Consider the following 12,680-nt stretch of genomic DNA (forward strand, 5'->3'; position numbering starts at 1 on the left):
CTCCCCTCCCCGAGGGAGGGTGCGGAGCGAGGCGAGGCTCCTTACTTCACCAATCCCTTTTCCTTGTAATACCTCTCGGCGCCTGGATGCAGCGGCACCGGCATGCCGTCGAGCGCCTTGGCGGGGTCGATCGCCTTGGCGGCGGCGTGGGCAGCGGTGAGCTGGTCGAGATGCTCGAACAGCAATTTGGTCATCTGGTAGGCGGTCTCGTCAGGGACATCGGCGCTGGTGATCAGGAAATTGCCGACGGCGGCGGTCGCGACATCCTCGGTCTGGCCCTCATAGGTGCCCTTGGGGATGACCACGGAAAGATAGGGCGAGCCGATCTTGGCGACGTCCTCCGCCGGCACGGCAACGATGTTTACCGGCACCGAGGTGGCGAGGTCACGGATCGATGCGACCCCAAGGCCCGCCGACTGCAGCGTGGCGTCGAGCTGGCGGTTCTTGATCAACTCTACGGATTCGGCAAAGGGCAGATATTCGATCCGCCCGAGGTCTTCGTATTTCAGCCCGGCAGCGGCGAAAATGGTGCGGGCGTTGAGCTCGGTGCCTGAGGCCGGCGCGCCGACCGAAAGGCTCTTGCCCTTGAGATCGGCGAGCGTCTTGATGCCGGATTCCTTGCTGGCGACGATCTGGATATAATTGGGATAGATGGCCGCAATGCCGCGCAGCTTGTCGAGCTTGCCTGGGAAGCCTGCTTCGGTATTGCCTTCGGCGGCCAGCTTGACGGAATCGCCGAGTGCAAAGGCGATCTCGCCCTTGCCCTGCTGCAGCAAGTTGAGGTTTTCGACCGACGCTTTCGTCGCCTGCACCTGGGTGCGCGCGCCTTCGATGCCCTTGCCGTAGATTTCCGACAGCGCCACGCCGAGCGGATAGTAGACGCCCGACGTGCCGCCGGTCAGCACGTTGATGAATTCCTGTGCCTTGACCGATACCGCGCCAAGGCCAAGCGACAGCGCTATGGCGCCGGCGGCAACGAACTTCGTCCTGAAATTGAGCATTCGGTTTCCTCCCTGAAGTATCTGCCGCACTCTCCTCGTCAGCGCGATCCGGGACGAGTTTAGAGAGCGGACGGGAAATGCCAACCCGCAATTGTCGCCATTAGACCAACGGTTGAGCTTGCGTGAAATGCCATGGGAGCCGAAAGATTTTTGCAGCGCGTGTCGAAATCGGGCGAGGCCACGCGACATACGTTCGGCCCGCAACGGAGCGGCCTTCGAGAAAAACGGGAGAAGACCATGCGATACATGCTTTTGATCTATGCGAACGAAGCCGCGATGGCGGCCGCGCCGACGGAGCAGACCTACGAAATCAGTGCAGCCTATGGAGCCTATACCGAGGCGTTGAAGAAATCCGGAGCGTGGCTGGCCGGCGACCGGTTGAAGCCGACCCAGACCGCCACCACGGTGCGGATGGCCAACGGCAAGACCAATGTGCTCGACGGTCCCTATGCCGACACCAAGGAGCAGCTCGCCGGCTTCTACATGATCGAGGCTGAGGACGCCGACGCAGCAATTGCCTGGGCGGCTCGCTGCCCGGGTGCCAGCACCGGCACGATCGAGGTGCGGCCGATCTGGGAAATGACCGAGTACCCATCCCAGAAGTGACCGTGTGATGGACAGTCGTCCGGAGATCGCGCGGGCGGCGGCGGAAGCGGCCGCCCGGCAAAGCTACGGCAAGCTGGTCGCGTATCTCGCCGCGCGCACACGCGACGTGGCCGCTGCCGAGGACGCCTTGGCAGATGCCTTTGCAGCGGCGCTCGAGCGTTGGCCACAGGCGGGCGTGCCCGACAAGCCGGACGCCTGGCTGCTGGCGGTGGCACGCAAGCGCCGCGTCGACGCGGTCAGACGGCGACTGACAAGCGAGGCGGCCCGCGACCACCTTAGGCTGATCGCCGAGGAGATGGAGGCACGCATGGTCGACGAAGACCTGCCGGACGAGCGGCTCCGGCTGATGTTTGCCTGCGCCCATCCGGCGATCGAGGCCGGCGTCCGCGCGCCGCTGATCCTGCAGACGGTCCTGGGCTTCGACGCAGCGACGATCGCCTCGGCTTTCCTTGTCTCGCCAGCCACGATGAGCCAACGCCTGGTGCGCGCCAAGACACGAATTCGCGAGACAGGCATTCCGTTCCGCGTGCCGGAGCGGGCCGAACTCGGCGAGCGGCTGGGCACCGTTCTGGAAGCAATCTACGCGGCGTTTGCCGAAGGCTGGTCCGACCCGGCCGGCACCGAAACGCGGCGCCGCAACCTCGCGACCGAAGCCATCTGGCTCGGCCGTCTGATGGCCACGCTGATGCCGGACGAGCCGGAGGCGCTCGGCCTTTTGGCGCTGATGCTGTTCGCCGAAGCGCGGCGCGCGGCGCGGCGCAATGCGGCGGGCGATTATGTGCCGCTGGCCGAGCAGGATCTTGCACTGTGGGACGATACACTGATCGATGAAGCGGAGACGCTGCTCGGGCGCGCCGCGGCCAAGGGCGTTGTCGGCCGCTACCAGCTTGAGGCCGCCGTGCAGTCCGCCCATGCGACAAGACGGCTGACCGGCGGCACCGACTGGGTCGCGATCAAGGAGCTCTATGACGCGCTGTCAGTGATTGCCGGCTCGCCGGTGGTTTCGATCAACCGTGCGGTGGCCATTGCCGAGGCCGAAGGTGCTTCGGCAGGATTGGGCGCCCTTGATCAACTCAGCGGCGACAAGCGGCTGTATGACTATCAACCTTACTGGGCCGCCCGCGCGGGCCTGCTGGCCAGGGTCAGCAAAGTTCCGCAGGCGAGCGAGGCCTATGACCGGGCTATCGGCCTCGAACGCGATCCGGCCGTGCGCCGGTTCCTGCAGGAACGACGGGCCGCGCTCGGCCCCGCGGAAAAAGACTGAGACAAGGCGGAGTGCTCAGGCCGGCCACATGTCGTGGGAAGCATTCAGCCTCTTCATCACCCGATGTTCCCGCAAATTGGCCCACAGGCGTTCGATCTTCGGCCAAGCGGTTGGAACCTTCGCGACCTCCGGATGCCAGGCCACCAACATAACGAGATAGATGTCGGCCAGCGATAGTTGGTCGCCGGCCAGCCAGTCGCGGCCGTCGAGAGCGGCATCGAGAATGGCGAAGCTGCGATCCATTTCCGAGACGGCCGCCTGTTTGAGGGCATCCACGCCGCCGGCGTCGGCCGTGTAGCGATGCGCGTAGAAGAACCGCAGGTTGGCTGGGTAAATGACGGAGGACATGAAAAACATCCAGCGCAGGAAATCCGCACGGTCAGGCGAACTTGCCGCGGGCGCCAGTCCTGCTTCCGGGTGGCGCTCGGCCAGCAGGATGCAGATCGCCGCGGATTCGGTCATCGAGCGTCCGTCCGGCAAGATCAGCACCGGCACCTGGTTCAAGGGGCTGATATCAAGAAAGGCCTGATCGAGGCGGCCCTTCGGAACGTCGACCTGGTGGAAAGGCACGCCTGCCAAAGCGAGCGCCGCCTCGACGACAAAGCCGCCGGTATTGGCACGCGTATAGAGCTTGTACATGAAGTCCTCCACCTGCCGGGCAGCACGATTTGATACGGAAGTGACCCGCCGCTCAAGCGAACGACGCCGCTACAGGTATTTTCAGCCGCCCGCCGGAAGGGCAGCGCGCGAAGGGATCGCTGTTCGTGTCCAGACTCTAAGTCCCCAATCCCTCGAACAGGATAGTCGAGAGATAGCGCTCGGCGAAGGAGGGGATGACGACGACGAGAGTCTTGCCCTTGTTCTCGGGCCGCGAGCCGACGACGATCGCCGCTTGCAGGGCGGCACCCGACGAAATGCCGACCGGCACACCTTCGAGCCGAGCGACGAGCCGTGCATTGGCAACCGAATCCTCGTTCGAGACCTTGACGATCTCGTCGTAGATCGTCGTGTCGAGGATTTTTGGCGCGAAGCCGGCGCCAATGCCCTGGATCTTGTGCGGGCCTGGCTGGCCGCCCGACAGCACCGGCGAGGCTTCCGGCTCGACGGCGACGACATGCACCGAGGGCTTGCGCTTCTTCAGCACCTGGCCGACGCCGGTGATGGTGCCGCCGGTCCCGATGCCGGCAACGAAGATATCGACTTCGCCATGGGTGTCGTTCCAGATTTCCTCGGCCGTGGTGCGGCGATGGATTTCCGGATTGGCGGGGTTTTCGAATTGCTGCGGAATGACGGCGTCGGGCAGTGTTGCCGCCAGCTCGTCCGCCTTGGCGATGGCGCCCTTCATGCCTTTCGGCCCTTCGGTCAGCACCAGCTCGGCACCGAGCAGCGCCAGCATCTTGCGGCGTTCGACGGACATGGTTTCCGGCATGGTCAGGATCAGCTTGTAGCCCTTGGCGGCGGCGGCAAAGGCGAGCGCGATGCCGGTATTGCCCGAGGTCGGCTCGATCAGCGTGGTCTTGCCGGGTGTAATCCTGCCCGAAGCCTCCAATGCCTCGATCATCGAGACGCCGATGCGGTCCTTGACCGAGGCGATCGGATTGAAGAATTCGAGCTTGGCCAGCAGATTGGCGACGACACCCTTCTCCCTGGCGAATTTATCCAACCGCACCAGCGGCGTGTCGCCGATCGTCTCGGTGATCGAATTGTAGATGCGGCCGCGGCCGGGCACGTGTGTGTGGGTGGCGGGCTTGTTCATTGGTTTTCCTCCCAGAGGTCAAGCGGCAAGAGCCGGGCGGGCATAGGATAGAGCCATCCACCACGCAAGATAGGCACGTTCGAAAAATATCCGAGTGACGTTCGTGCTGAATACCGGCGCCTTGCAGGGCGTTGGGCGGATTGGCGAAGAGATCTACTGGCGGGCGGCAATTGCCGCCGCCGCACCGACCATGAAGCCGGCGGCGGTGCGGTTGAGTGCCCTCAGCGCCCGCGGCGACTTCAGGAACCAGCGCGCCTTGGCCGCCAGCGCCAGATAGGGCACCAGCACCACGAGCAGAACGATGATAGTGAGCGCGACCAGGATGCCGTAATCGGCCAGTGTGATCGTCTTCAGATCGACGATGGTAGGGGTGATGGCGAGATAGAAGATCATCGTCTTCGGATTGCCGAGTGTGACGGCGAGACCGGCTACAAAGCTGGATGCCAAGCCGCCTTTGCCTTTCTTCGCCTCTACCGATTCGGGCGTGATGCCGCTCGTCCAGAAACGCCAGCCAAGAAAAGCGAGGTAGGCGACGCCCAGCCATTTGATGGCCAGGAAGATCACGCCGAACGTCTGTGCGACGAAAGCCAGGCCGAGCACCACGGCAGTCAAATAGGTCAGGTCGCCGAGCATCAGCCCGAACGACATGGCCAGCGACGAGCGGAAGCCGGAACCCAGCGCACGCGCAACAAGCGCGGTGATGCCTGGGCCGGGGATGGCTGCGGCGATGCCGAGGGCGGCGCTATAGGCGAGGAACCCGGTGAGCGTCATGGTTCGCGCTTGTCGCACAATGTTGAAGTTGGGTGAATTCCCTCGCGCCGAATTCGATTGCGCCAGCGCAGCAGGCGACGCCGCCGTTCAGGAGCGGCCGTCTTCGTAGGTAACGCGCCAGATGGTGCCGTTACCGTCCTCGGTGACGATCAGGGAGCCGTCCTTGGCCATGGCGACACCGACCGGGCGGCCCCAGACGGCGTCGTTCGAGATGACGAAGCCGGTCATGAAGTCCTCATACTCGCCGGTCGGCTTGCCATCCCTGAATTTGAGCCTCACCACCTTGTAGCCGGTCCTGGCGCCACGGTTCCACGAACCATGCATGGTGACGAAAGCATCCCCCCGGTAATCCGCCGGAAAGTTCTTGCCGTCGTAGAAGGCTATGTTCATCGGCGCCGAATGCGCCTGCATCAATACATCGGGGACAGTGGCCTTGCCGGCGAGGTCTGGCCGCTCGCCCTGATGGCGCGGATCCTCGTGGTTGCCGATGTAGTACCAAGGCCAACCATAGAACGCACCGTCCTTGACTTCAGTTGCAAACTCGAACGGCACATTGTCGCCGAGCTCGTCGCGCTCGTTGACGACGCACCACAACGCGCCGCTGGCGGGCTGCACCGTCATGCCCGTACAGTTGCGCAGGCCGGTGGCGACAGTTCGGGGGTTTTTCCCGTCCGGGTCAAAGGCGAGCACATCGGCACGGCCTTCCTCGGGGCCCCAGGCCGCCCCGAGCGGCTTTGATTTCGCCCAGGCGTCAAGGCCGCCATCGGGCTGCTTGTCCATGTCTTCGGCGACATTCGAGTCCGAGCCAACCGATAAAAAAAGCGTCTTGCCGTCAAGCGAGAAGGCGATGTCGCGGGTCGAGTGACCGCCCGACGGGATTTTGGCGACAATGGTTTCTGGTTTACCGGACGCCTTCAGGTCACCGTCGCGATAGGGGAAGCGGACGATGCTGTCGCTGTTTGCGACATAGACCCATTGCGGCTTGCCGCCTGGCGGATAGAAGGCGATGCCGTATGGATAGTTGAGGCCTTGGGCGAAAATCGCTTTCTCGATGGGTTTGGCGCGGCCCTCGGCCAGACGGTAGACGCGTATTTGGTCGGCATGGCCGTTTGCGATGAACAGGTCGCCGTTCGGAGCAACGCGAACGACGCGCGGATTATACAGTCCGGAGGCGATCATTTCGGCCGAAAAGCCCGGCGGCAATTCTGGCTCGGCGCTTTCGGGCCGTTCCGCCACGCCGCCGCCGTTCGAAGCGGATTGAGCGGGGTCGGCTGCCGGCATGTCTTGCGGCCCGATCAGGCGGCGGACGCCAGGCCTGTCGGCGTGCCAATCGCCAAAAGCGGCTTCGCCTTTGAGCACCTTTTGATCCGCCTGCTGGGCGGGCGCCGGTGTCGCGACAAGGAGGGCAGCGGCAACGGCCGCAAAGCCGCCAGATCGGATCATTAACGTCCTCCGAGGTTTGCCTCGAAGAGGGCAAACGGGATCAGGCATTGGTCGTTCCAAGCGGTCGTTCAGCACACGAGGATTTGAAGCCGAACCCCGTTCAGTTGCCAGAGGTGTAAAAGTCGTCGTCGAGGCGCTTTTCCAGCGCGACCAGATCGGCCGGCAGCGGCAGGCCCATGGCCCGCATCTCTTGCAGCTTCTCACGCAACTGCTCTTGCACCTCGTGCTGATCCTCAGGCTGATTGACCATTTCCTCGAGCAGCAGGCTGATCTGGGCCTTGAACGATTCCAGCGCCATTCTTTTTCTCCTTGCGGCAGGCCGCGGCGGCTCCTAGCGCAGCATGCGCGAAATCAGCTGGGCGGTATAGTCCACCATCGGTACTATGCGCGCATAATTCAGCCGCGTCGGCCCGATGACGCCGAGCGCACCGACGACGCGCGCGTCCTTGTCGCGATAGGGTGCCACCACCAGCGAGGAGCCCGACAGCGAAAACAGCTTGTTTTCCGAACCGATGAATATGCGCACCCCCGGGCCTTCCTCGGCGAGGTCGAGGAGCTGGATCAGCCCATCCTGCGTCTCCAGATCCTCGAACAGATGCCGCAGCAATTCTATGTCGGCCTGGGCGGTGACGTTTTCCAGGAGATTGGCGCGGCCGCGCACGATAAGCCGCCCAGGCACCCCGCTTTCGGCGCCTGCCCAGACCGCCAGGCCCTTCTCGACCAGATCCTGCGACAGCGTGTCGAGGGCTGCCCTGGTCTCTTCCTTGATGCGGGCGATTTCGACCCGGGCCTCGGCCAGGGTGCGGCCGCGGATATGGGCGTTGAGGAAGTTGGAGGCTTCGTGCAATTGCGAGACGGTGATGCCGGCGGGCAGATCGATGACGCGATTTTCGACGTCGCCGTTCTGCGAGACCAGCACGGCCAGCGCCTTGGTCGGCTCGAGCTGGATGAATTCGATGTGCTTCAGCGCCGCCTCATTTTTGGCGGCGAGCACGAGGCCGGCGCCGCGCGACATGCCGGACAGCATCTGGCTGGCCTCGGTCAGCATATGCTCCAGCGTCGCGCCCGAGCCGGAGGCGCGCACCTGCGCCTCGATGGTGCGGCGCTCCTCGTCGGAGAGGTCGCCGAGTTCCATGAATGCATCGACGAAGAAGCGCAAGCCGGCCTGGGTCGGCAGCCGGCCAGCCGAGATGTGCGGCGCGTAGATCAGGCCGAGGTGCTCGAGGTCGCTCATCACGTTGCGGATGGTGGCCGGCGACAGCGATGACGGCAGGATGCGCGACAGGCTGCGCGAACCGACCGGCTCGCCATCCCTCAAATAGGAATCGACGATGCGCCGGAAGATGTCGCGCGAACGCATATCGAGCGATTGAAGCGCGGGCGGTTGAAGTGCCGGCGACGAGAGCACTGGCGACTGCGAACCGGGATCGACTACCTTGGTCATTCGAGCCAAAAACCTCCGGTCCGAAGATATAGACTTCCGCAGCGTCGGCGCAACCGGTCCATTTTCCTTTGCGCCTCACGCCCCGTGCGGCTACAAGCCGGCCAAGATTCCCCGGCCAAGATTCCGAAGAAAGAAAGAAGCCTGAATGCGCCCTTCCAAACGCCAATTCGACGAAATGCGCCCCATCTCCTTCGAGCGCGGCGTCTCCAAGCATGCGGAAGGCTCGTGCCTGGTGAAGTTCGGCGACACGCATGTGCTGTGTACGGCCAGCCTGGAGGAAAAGGTGCCGGGCTGGATGCGCAACTCCGGCAAGGGCTGGGTGACGGCGGAATACGGCATGCTGCCGCGTTCGACCGGCGAGCGCATGCGCCGCGAGGCTTCGGCCGGCAAACAAGGCGGCCGCACGCTGGAGATCCAGCGGCTGATCGGCCGCTCCCTGCGCGCCGTGGTCGATCTGCAGGCGCTCGGTGAGCAGCAGATCACCGTCGACTGCGACGTGATCCAGGCCGACGGCGGCACGCGCACCGCTTCGATCACCGGCGGCTGGGTGGCGCTCTACGACTGCCTGCGCTGGATGGAAGCCCGCCAGATGGCGAGCCTGGGCAAGGTGCTTAAGGATCACGTCGCAGCGATCTCCTGCGGCATCCATGATGGCCAGCCGGTCATCGATCTCGACTATATCGAGGATTCCTCGGCCGGCACCGACGCCAATTTCGTCATGACCGGCAAGGGCGGCATCGTCGAGATCCAGGGCACAGCCGAGGGCGAGCCGTTCTCGGAAGAGCAGTTCGCGGCGCTGATGGAGCTCGCCAAGAAAGGCATTCAGCGCCTGGTCAGCTTGCAGCAGATGGCGGTGGCTTAGCTGCGGTCAATATTGGAGAGATTGGCGATCCTGTGACTCCTTCCGCAATCCTGGAATCAGCACTCTACGTGACGGACCTTGCTGCCGCGGAACGGTTCTATTCGGGCGTCCTCGGGCTCGATCTGCTCGGTAAGGTCGATGGCAGGCATCTCTTCTTCCGCTGCGGCGACGGCGTGCTGCTTATCTTCAATGCCGAGGCGACCAAAGTGCCGCCGCGGGCCGACGCCAAGCTGCCCGTGCCGCCGCATGGCACGGTCGGCGAGGGCCATCTTTGCTTCGCCGCAAGCGCGGATGAAATCCCACGCTGGAAAGCGCATCTTGAGGCGAAGAAAATCGCCATCGAAAGTGAGTTCGAATGGCCTCAGGGCGGTCGCTCGATCTATATTCGCGACCCCTCGGGCAATTCGATCGAATTCGCCGAGCCAAGAATTTGGGGCATCTGATGCATTCGCCGCCTGTTCATTCACCAACTATTCATTCGCTTGATGGGCATAAGATCGTCGTCGCAAGCCACAATGCCGGCAAATTGCGCGAATTCACCGATCTGATGGCGCCATTCGGCATAGAAGCGAAGTCCGCAAAGGAATACGGCTTGCCGGAGCCGGACGAGACTGGCACCACTTTCGAGCAGAACGCCTTCATAAAGGCCTTGGCCGCCGCCAAGGCAACTGGATTGCCGGCGCTGTCGGACGATTCCGGCCTGTGTGTCGATGCGCTCGACGGCGCACCCGGCGTCTACACCGCCAACTGGGCCGAGACGCCGGACGGCTCCCGCGACTTCGGCATGGCCATGCAGCGCACGGAAGTGGCCTTGCAAGAAGTTGGCGCGATCACGCCTGCCCAGCGCAAGGGCCGCTTTGTCGCGGTCATCTGCCTTGCCTTCCCTGATGGCCAGGCGGAATATTTTCGCGGTGAGGTCGAGGGCACGCTGGTATGGCCGCCGCGCGGCGAGCTCGGCTTCGGCTACGATCCGGTGTTCTTGCCCGATGGGTTCGAAAAGACCTTCGGCGAGATGAGCGCGGAGGAAAAGCATGGCTGGAAGCCCGGCCAGCCAACCGCATTGTCGCACCGTGCCCGTGCCTTCCAGAAATTCGCCCAAGCCCGATTGGCCGGCGCATGACCATGCTGCTCGACCGCAGCCCCGGTTTCGGCGTCTACGTCCACTGGCCATTCTGCGCGGCCAAATGCCCCTATTGCGACTTCAACAGCCATGTCCGCCACCAGCCGGTCGACCAGGAGCGTTTTGCCCGCGCCTTCGAGACCGAGCTGGCGACGATGCGCGGCCGCACCGGGCCGCGCGAGGTGACCAGTATCTTTCTTGGCGGCGGCACGCCATCGCTGATGAAGCCGCAGACCGTGGCGGCGGTGCTGGATGCAGTGGCGAAGAACTGGACGGTGCCCGGTGGCATCGAGGTGACGCTGGAGGCCAATCCCTCCTCGGTCGAGGCCGAGCGCTTTCGCGGCTATCGCGCGGCCGGCGTCAACCGGGTGTCGCTTGGCGTGCAGGCGCTGAACGACAAGGATCTGCGCTTCCTCGGCCGTTTGCACAATGTCGATGAGGCTCTGCATGCGATCAGCCTGGCGCGCGAGATATTCCCACGGCTGTCGTTCGACCTGATCTACGCGCGACCTGGTCAGACGCCGGAAGCGTGGCAGGCGGAGCTCGAGCAGGCGATCGGCCACGCCGCAGACCATCTGTCGCTCTATCAGCTGACCATCGAGGAAGGCACGCCGTTCCATGCACTGCATGCGGCAAGGAAATTCATCATTCCAGACAATGAGCTTGCCGCCGATCTCTACGCGTTGACACAGGAGATCACCGCCGCGCACGGACTGCCGGCCTACGAGATTTCCAACCACGCCAGGCCCGGCGCCGAAAGCCGGCACAATCTCACCTACTGGCGTTATGGCGAATATGTCGGCGTCGGTCCCGGCGCGCATGGCCGGTTCGTCGAAAATGGCCGCCGCGTGGTGACGATCGCCGAGAAAATGCCGGAGACCTGGGCCAATCTGGTCGAGGCCAAGGGCCATGGCGTTACCGGCGGCGAAATCCTGACGCGCTCGGAAGAGGCCGACGAGTTCCTGCTGATGGGGCTGAGGCTGGCGGAAGGCATTGACCTTTCCCGCTACGAGGCATTTTCAGGGCGCGGCCTGTCGACGGCACGGCTGTCGGTGCTGCAGGACGAAGGCCTGGTGGCACCGATCGGCAATGCCCGCCTGCGCGCCACGCCGGCCGGCATGATCGTGCTCGATGCGGTCGTGGCGGATTTGGCCAGATAGCACGTTGAAGAACGTTCTCTTCATCTGCAGCCAGAATCGCTTGCGCAGCCCGACGGCGGAGCAGGTGTTTTCCAAGCGGCGGGACATCGAGGTCGCTTCGGCCGGCACTAATCACGATGCCGACATTCCGTTGACGCATGAACTCGTCGCCTGGGCCGACATCATCTTCGTGATGGAAAAAACGCACCGCGCCAAACTGCAGCAGAAATTCAAGACAAGCCTGAAAAAGGCTCGAGTAATCTGCCTCGATATTCCCGACGACTATGCATTCATGGACCCGGCTCTGGTGGGCCTGCTGGAGGCGCGTGTCTCGAAGTATCTGGGTTGAATGATAGATCGCGGAGCATTCGCAACCGCGCTTCGAGAACTGTCTCGACCGATCGCTAAGGTTTGCGGGGTCAAGCCTCGTGCTTGTGGCGGTGTTTGGCGCGATCTTTTTCGCTGGTCTCTCCGGAACGGGCCGGCTTGATCTCGCTTTTGTCGCGTGAGGCATGGTGCTGGTCGTCTGTGGAATGTGACGCTGCGCCATCGCGGGCGCTTTTTGTTTCGAGGCGGGTGATGAAAATGTCGAAGCGATTGGGCATCGTCCGGTCAGTGCTCCGTCGTGCTGTCGGTTTCGGTTGCGGGCTTGCTCTCTGCCGATCTCTGACGCGCAAGCGGCTTCTTGGCTCTGCCATCTGCGGCTTCGGCAGGCAGGCTCTTGTCGCATGGCGCGGCGAAGCGTTTGCGGCCGGCATAGTAGGGTTCGAAAACGTCCTGTATGGTCAGGCTGTTCATCCTGCTCCTCCCGAGATCAGGTGTAAAATTCGCCGGCAACGGTTTCGTTCCCTACTATGGCGAAGGCATGGCGGCTGGTTCACGTCGGCATCCCTTTTGGAACCCGGGCCTTTGCAACCCAGGCTTTTGCAACCAAGCGTGAGCCGTGCCAAACAGGGTCGAACGGAGTTGTGCAGGTGACCGGCGAATCGGCCAAACGCAGTTATGTGGTCGGGCAGACCGAAATCGCCGCCCGGCCGCTCGAGCCGGCGCTCTACCTGGTGGCGACGCCTATCGGCAATCTCGCCGACATCACGCTGCGCGCGCTGGAAACGCTCGCCGCCGCCGATATCGTCGCTTGCGAGGACACACGTGTCAGCCGCGTGCTGCTCGACCGCTACGGCATCCGCCGCCGCACCACCGCCTACCACGAGCACAATGCCGGCGAGGCCGGACCGAAGCTGATCGCGGCGCTGCTGGCCGGCCAAAGCGTAGCG

At 63.7% G+C, this 12,680-nt stretch carries 16 protein-coding genes; 8 read left to right on the forward strand and 8 right to left on the reverse strand.

Annotated elements, in window-relative coordinates; all coding sequences use genetic code 11:
* Positions 1-41 precede the first annotated feature (41 nt).
* A complete protein-coding gene (locus tag NKJ84_RS30165; protein WP_254818012.1) occupies positions 42-1,001 on the reverse strand; it encodes a TAXI family TRAP transporter solute-binding subunit in 960 nt (319 codons plus the stop codon).
* 237 nt (positions 1,002-1,238) lie between these two features.
* Here NKJ84_RS30165 and NKJ84_RS30170 point away from each other — a divergent pair, with 237 nt between their 5' ends.
* Together NKJ84_RS30170 and NKJ84_RS30175 are read left to right on the forward strand one after the other, a co-directional pair.
* Positions 1,239-1,607, forward strand: a complete 369-nt coding sequence (locus NKJ84_RS30170; protein WP_352509488.1) for a YciI family protein — start codon at positions 1,239-1,241, stop codon at positions 1,605-1,607.
* Between the two features lie 7 nt (positions 1,608-1,614).
* Positions 1,615-2,871, forward strand: a complete 1,257-nt coding sequence (locus tag NKJ84_RS30175) for an RNA polymerase sigma factor (RefSeq protein ID WP_352509489.1) — start codon at positions 1,615-1,617, stop codon at positions 2,869-2,871.
* A gap of 15 nt (positions 2,872-2,886) precedes the next feature.
* On the opposite strand, the gene NKJ84_RS30180 is transcribed toward NKJ84_RS30175, so the two are convergent.
* From NKJ84_RS30180 to hrcA, 6 genes are all read right to left on the reverse strand, one after another.
* Positions 2,887-3,510, reverse strand: coding sequence for a glutathione S-transferase family protein (locus NKJ84_RS30180; RefSeq protein WP_352509490.1), 624 nt, complete (start codon positions 3,508-3,510; stop codon positions 2,887-2,889).
* Positions 3,511-3,646: 136 nt separating this feature from the next.
* A complete protein-coding gene (gene cysK / locus NKJ84_RS30185; RefSeq protein WP_254818008.1) occupies positions 3,647-4,627 on the reverse strand; it encodes a cysteine synthase A in 981 nt (326 codons plus the stop codon).
* Positions 4,628-4,780: 153 nt separating this feature from the next.
* Positions 4,781-5,398: a LysE family translocator gene (locus NKJ84_RS30190; RefSeq protein ID WP_352509491.1), complete on the reverse strand. Its 618-nt coding sequence runs from the start codon at positions 5,396-5,398 to the stop codon at positions 4,781-4,783.
* An 87-nt stretch (positions 5,399-5,485) separates the two neighbouring features.
* The gene (locus NKJ84_RS30195) at positions 5,486-6,841 is read right to left on the reverse strand and encodes a PQQ-dependent sugar dehydrogenase (RefSeq protein ID WP_352509492.1); all 1,356 of its coding nucleotides are present in this window, start codon (positions 6,839-6,841) and stop codon (positions 5,486-5,488) included.
* A 100-nt stretch (positions 6,842-6,941) separates the two neighbouring features.
* Positions 6,942-7,139, reverse strand: a complete 198-nt coding sequence (locus tag NKJ84_RS30200; protein ID WP_352509493.1) for a hypothetical protein — start codon at positions 7,137-7,139, stop codon at positions 6,942-6,944.
* A 33-nt stretch (positions 7,140-7,172) separates the two neighbouring features.
* Positions 7,173-8,285, reverse strand: a complete 1,113-nt coding sequence (gene hrcA / locus NKJ84_RS30205; RefSeq protein WP_254818004.1) for a heat-inducible transcriptional repressor HrcA — start codon at positions 8,283-8,285, stop codon at positions 7,173-7,175.
* A gap of 145 nt (positions 8,286-8,430) precedes the next feature.
* Here hrcA and rph point away from each other — a divergent pair, with 145 nt between their 5' ends.
* From rph to NKJ84_RS30230, 5 genes are read left to right on the forward strand one after another with little or no spacing between them, the layout of a single operon-like run.
* Positions 8,431-9,147 (forward strand): ribonuclease PH, encoded by a 717-nt coding sequence (rph, locus tag NKJ84_RS30210; RefSeq protein ID WP_352491199.1) that lies wholly within the window; start codon positions 8,431-8,433, stop codon positions 9,145-9,147.
* A 32-nt stretch (positions 9,148-9,179) separates the two neighbouring features.
* Positions 9,180-9,590, forward strand: a complete 411-nt coding sequence (locus NKJ84_RS30215; protein ID WP_254818002.1) for a VOC family protein — start codon at positions 9,180-9,182, stop codon at positions 9,588-9,590.
* A gap of 29 nt (positions 9,591-9,619) precedes the next feature.
* Complete coding sequence (gene rdgB / locus NKJ84_RS30220) at positions 9,620-10,267, forward strand: RdgB/HAM1 family non-canonical purine NTP pyrophosphatase (protein WP_352509499.1); 648 nt, start codon at positions 9,620-9,622, stop codon at positions 10,265-10,267.
* Positions 10,264-11,427: a radical SAM family heme chaperone HemW gene (gene hemW / locus NKJ84_RS30225; RefSeq protein WP_352509494.1), complete on the forward strand. Its 1,164-nt coding sequence runs from the start codon at positions 10,264-10,266 to the stop codon at positions 11,425-11,427. The genes rdgB and hemW overlap by 4 nt, the downstream gene beginning before the upstream one ends.
* Before the next feature lie 4 nt (positions 11,428-11,431).
* Positions 11,432-11,755, forward strand: a complete 324-nt coding sequence (locus NKJ84_RS30230; protein ID WP_023678977.1) for a low molecular weight protein tyrosine phosphatase family protein — start codon at positions 11,432-11,434, stop codon at positions 11,753-11,755.
* 263 nt (positions 11,756-12,018) lie between these two features.
* Here NKJ84_RS30230 and NKJ84_RS30235 read toward each other — a convergent pair whose 3' ends face one another.
* Complete coding sequence (locus tag NKJ84_RS30235) at positions 12,019-12,204, reverse strand: hypothetical protein (protein ID WP_352509495.1); 186 nt, start codon at positions 12,202-12,204, stop codon at positions 12,019-12,021.
* 176 nt (positions 12,205-12,380) lie between these two features.
* Here NKJ84_RS30235 and NKJ84_RS30240 point away from each other — a divergent pair.
* Positions 12,381-12,680, forward strand: a 300-nt coding sequence (locus NKJ84_RS30240) for an SAM-dependent methyltransferase (protein WP_352509496.1), incomplete at its 3' end; no start/stop codon positions are given.

This window comes from Mesorhizobium sp. M0048, from assembly GCF_040323405.1.
Classification (GTDB): domain Bacteria; phylum Pseudomonadota; class Alphaproteobacteria; order Rhizobiales; family Rhizobiaceae; genus Mesorhizobium.

Coding starts and splice junctions, on each gene's coding strand:
- NKJ84_RS30165 (WP_254818012.1), bottom strand. CDS start 1,001: ATGCTCAATTTCAGGACGAAGTTCGTTGCCGCCGGCGCCATAGCGCTG.
- NKJ84_RS30170 (WP_352509488.1), top strand. CDS start 1,239: ATGCGATACATGCTTTTGATCTATGCGAACGAAGCCGCGATGGCGGCC.
- NKJ84_RS30175 (WP_352509489.1), top strand. CDS start 1,615: ATGGACAGTCGTCCGGAGATCGCGCGGGCGGCGGCGGAAGCGGCCGCC.
- NKJ84_RS30180 (WP_352509490.1), bottom strand. CDS start 3,510: ATGTACAAGCTCTATACGCGTGCCAATACCGGCGGCTTTGTCGTCGAG.
- cysK (WP_254818008.1), bottom strand. CDS start 4,627: ATGAACAAGCCCGCCACCCACACACACGTGCCCGGCCGCGGCCGCATC.
- NKJ84_RS30190 (WP_352509491.1), bottom strand. CDS start 5,398: ATGACGCTCACCGGGTTCCTCGCCTATAGCGCCGCCCTCGGCATCGCC.
- NKJ84_RS30195 (WP_352509492.1), bottom strand. CDS start 6,841: ATGATCCGATCTGGCGGCTTTGCGGCCGTTGCCGCTGCCCTCCTTGTC.
- NKJ84_RS30200 (WP_352509493.1), bottom strand. CDS start 7,139: ATGGCGCTGGAATCGTTCAAGGCCCAGATCAGCCTGCTGCTCGAGGAA.
- hrcA (WP_254818004.1), bottom strand. CDS start 8,285: ATGACCAAGGTAGTCGATCCCGGTTCGCAGTCGCCAGTGCTCTCGTCG.
- rph (WP_352491199.1), top strand. CDS start 8,431: ATGCGCCCTTCCAAACGCCAATTCGACGAAATGCGCCCCATCTCCTTC.
- hemW (WP_352509494.1), top strand. CDS start 10,264: ATGACCATGCTGCTCGACCGCAGCCCCGGTTTCGGCGTCTACGTCCAC.
- NKJ84_RS30235 (WP_352509495.1), bottom strand. CDS start 12,204: ATGAACAGCCTGACCATACAGGACGTTTTCGAACCCTACTATGCCGGC.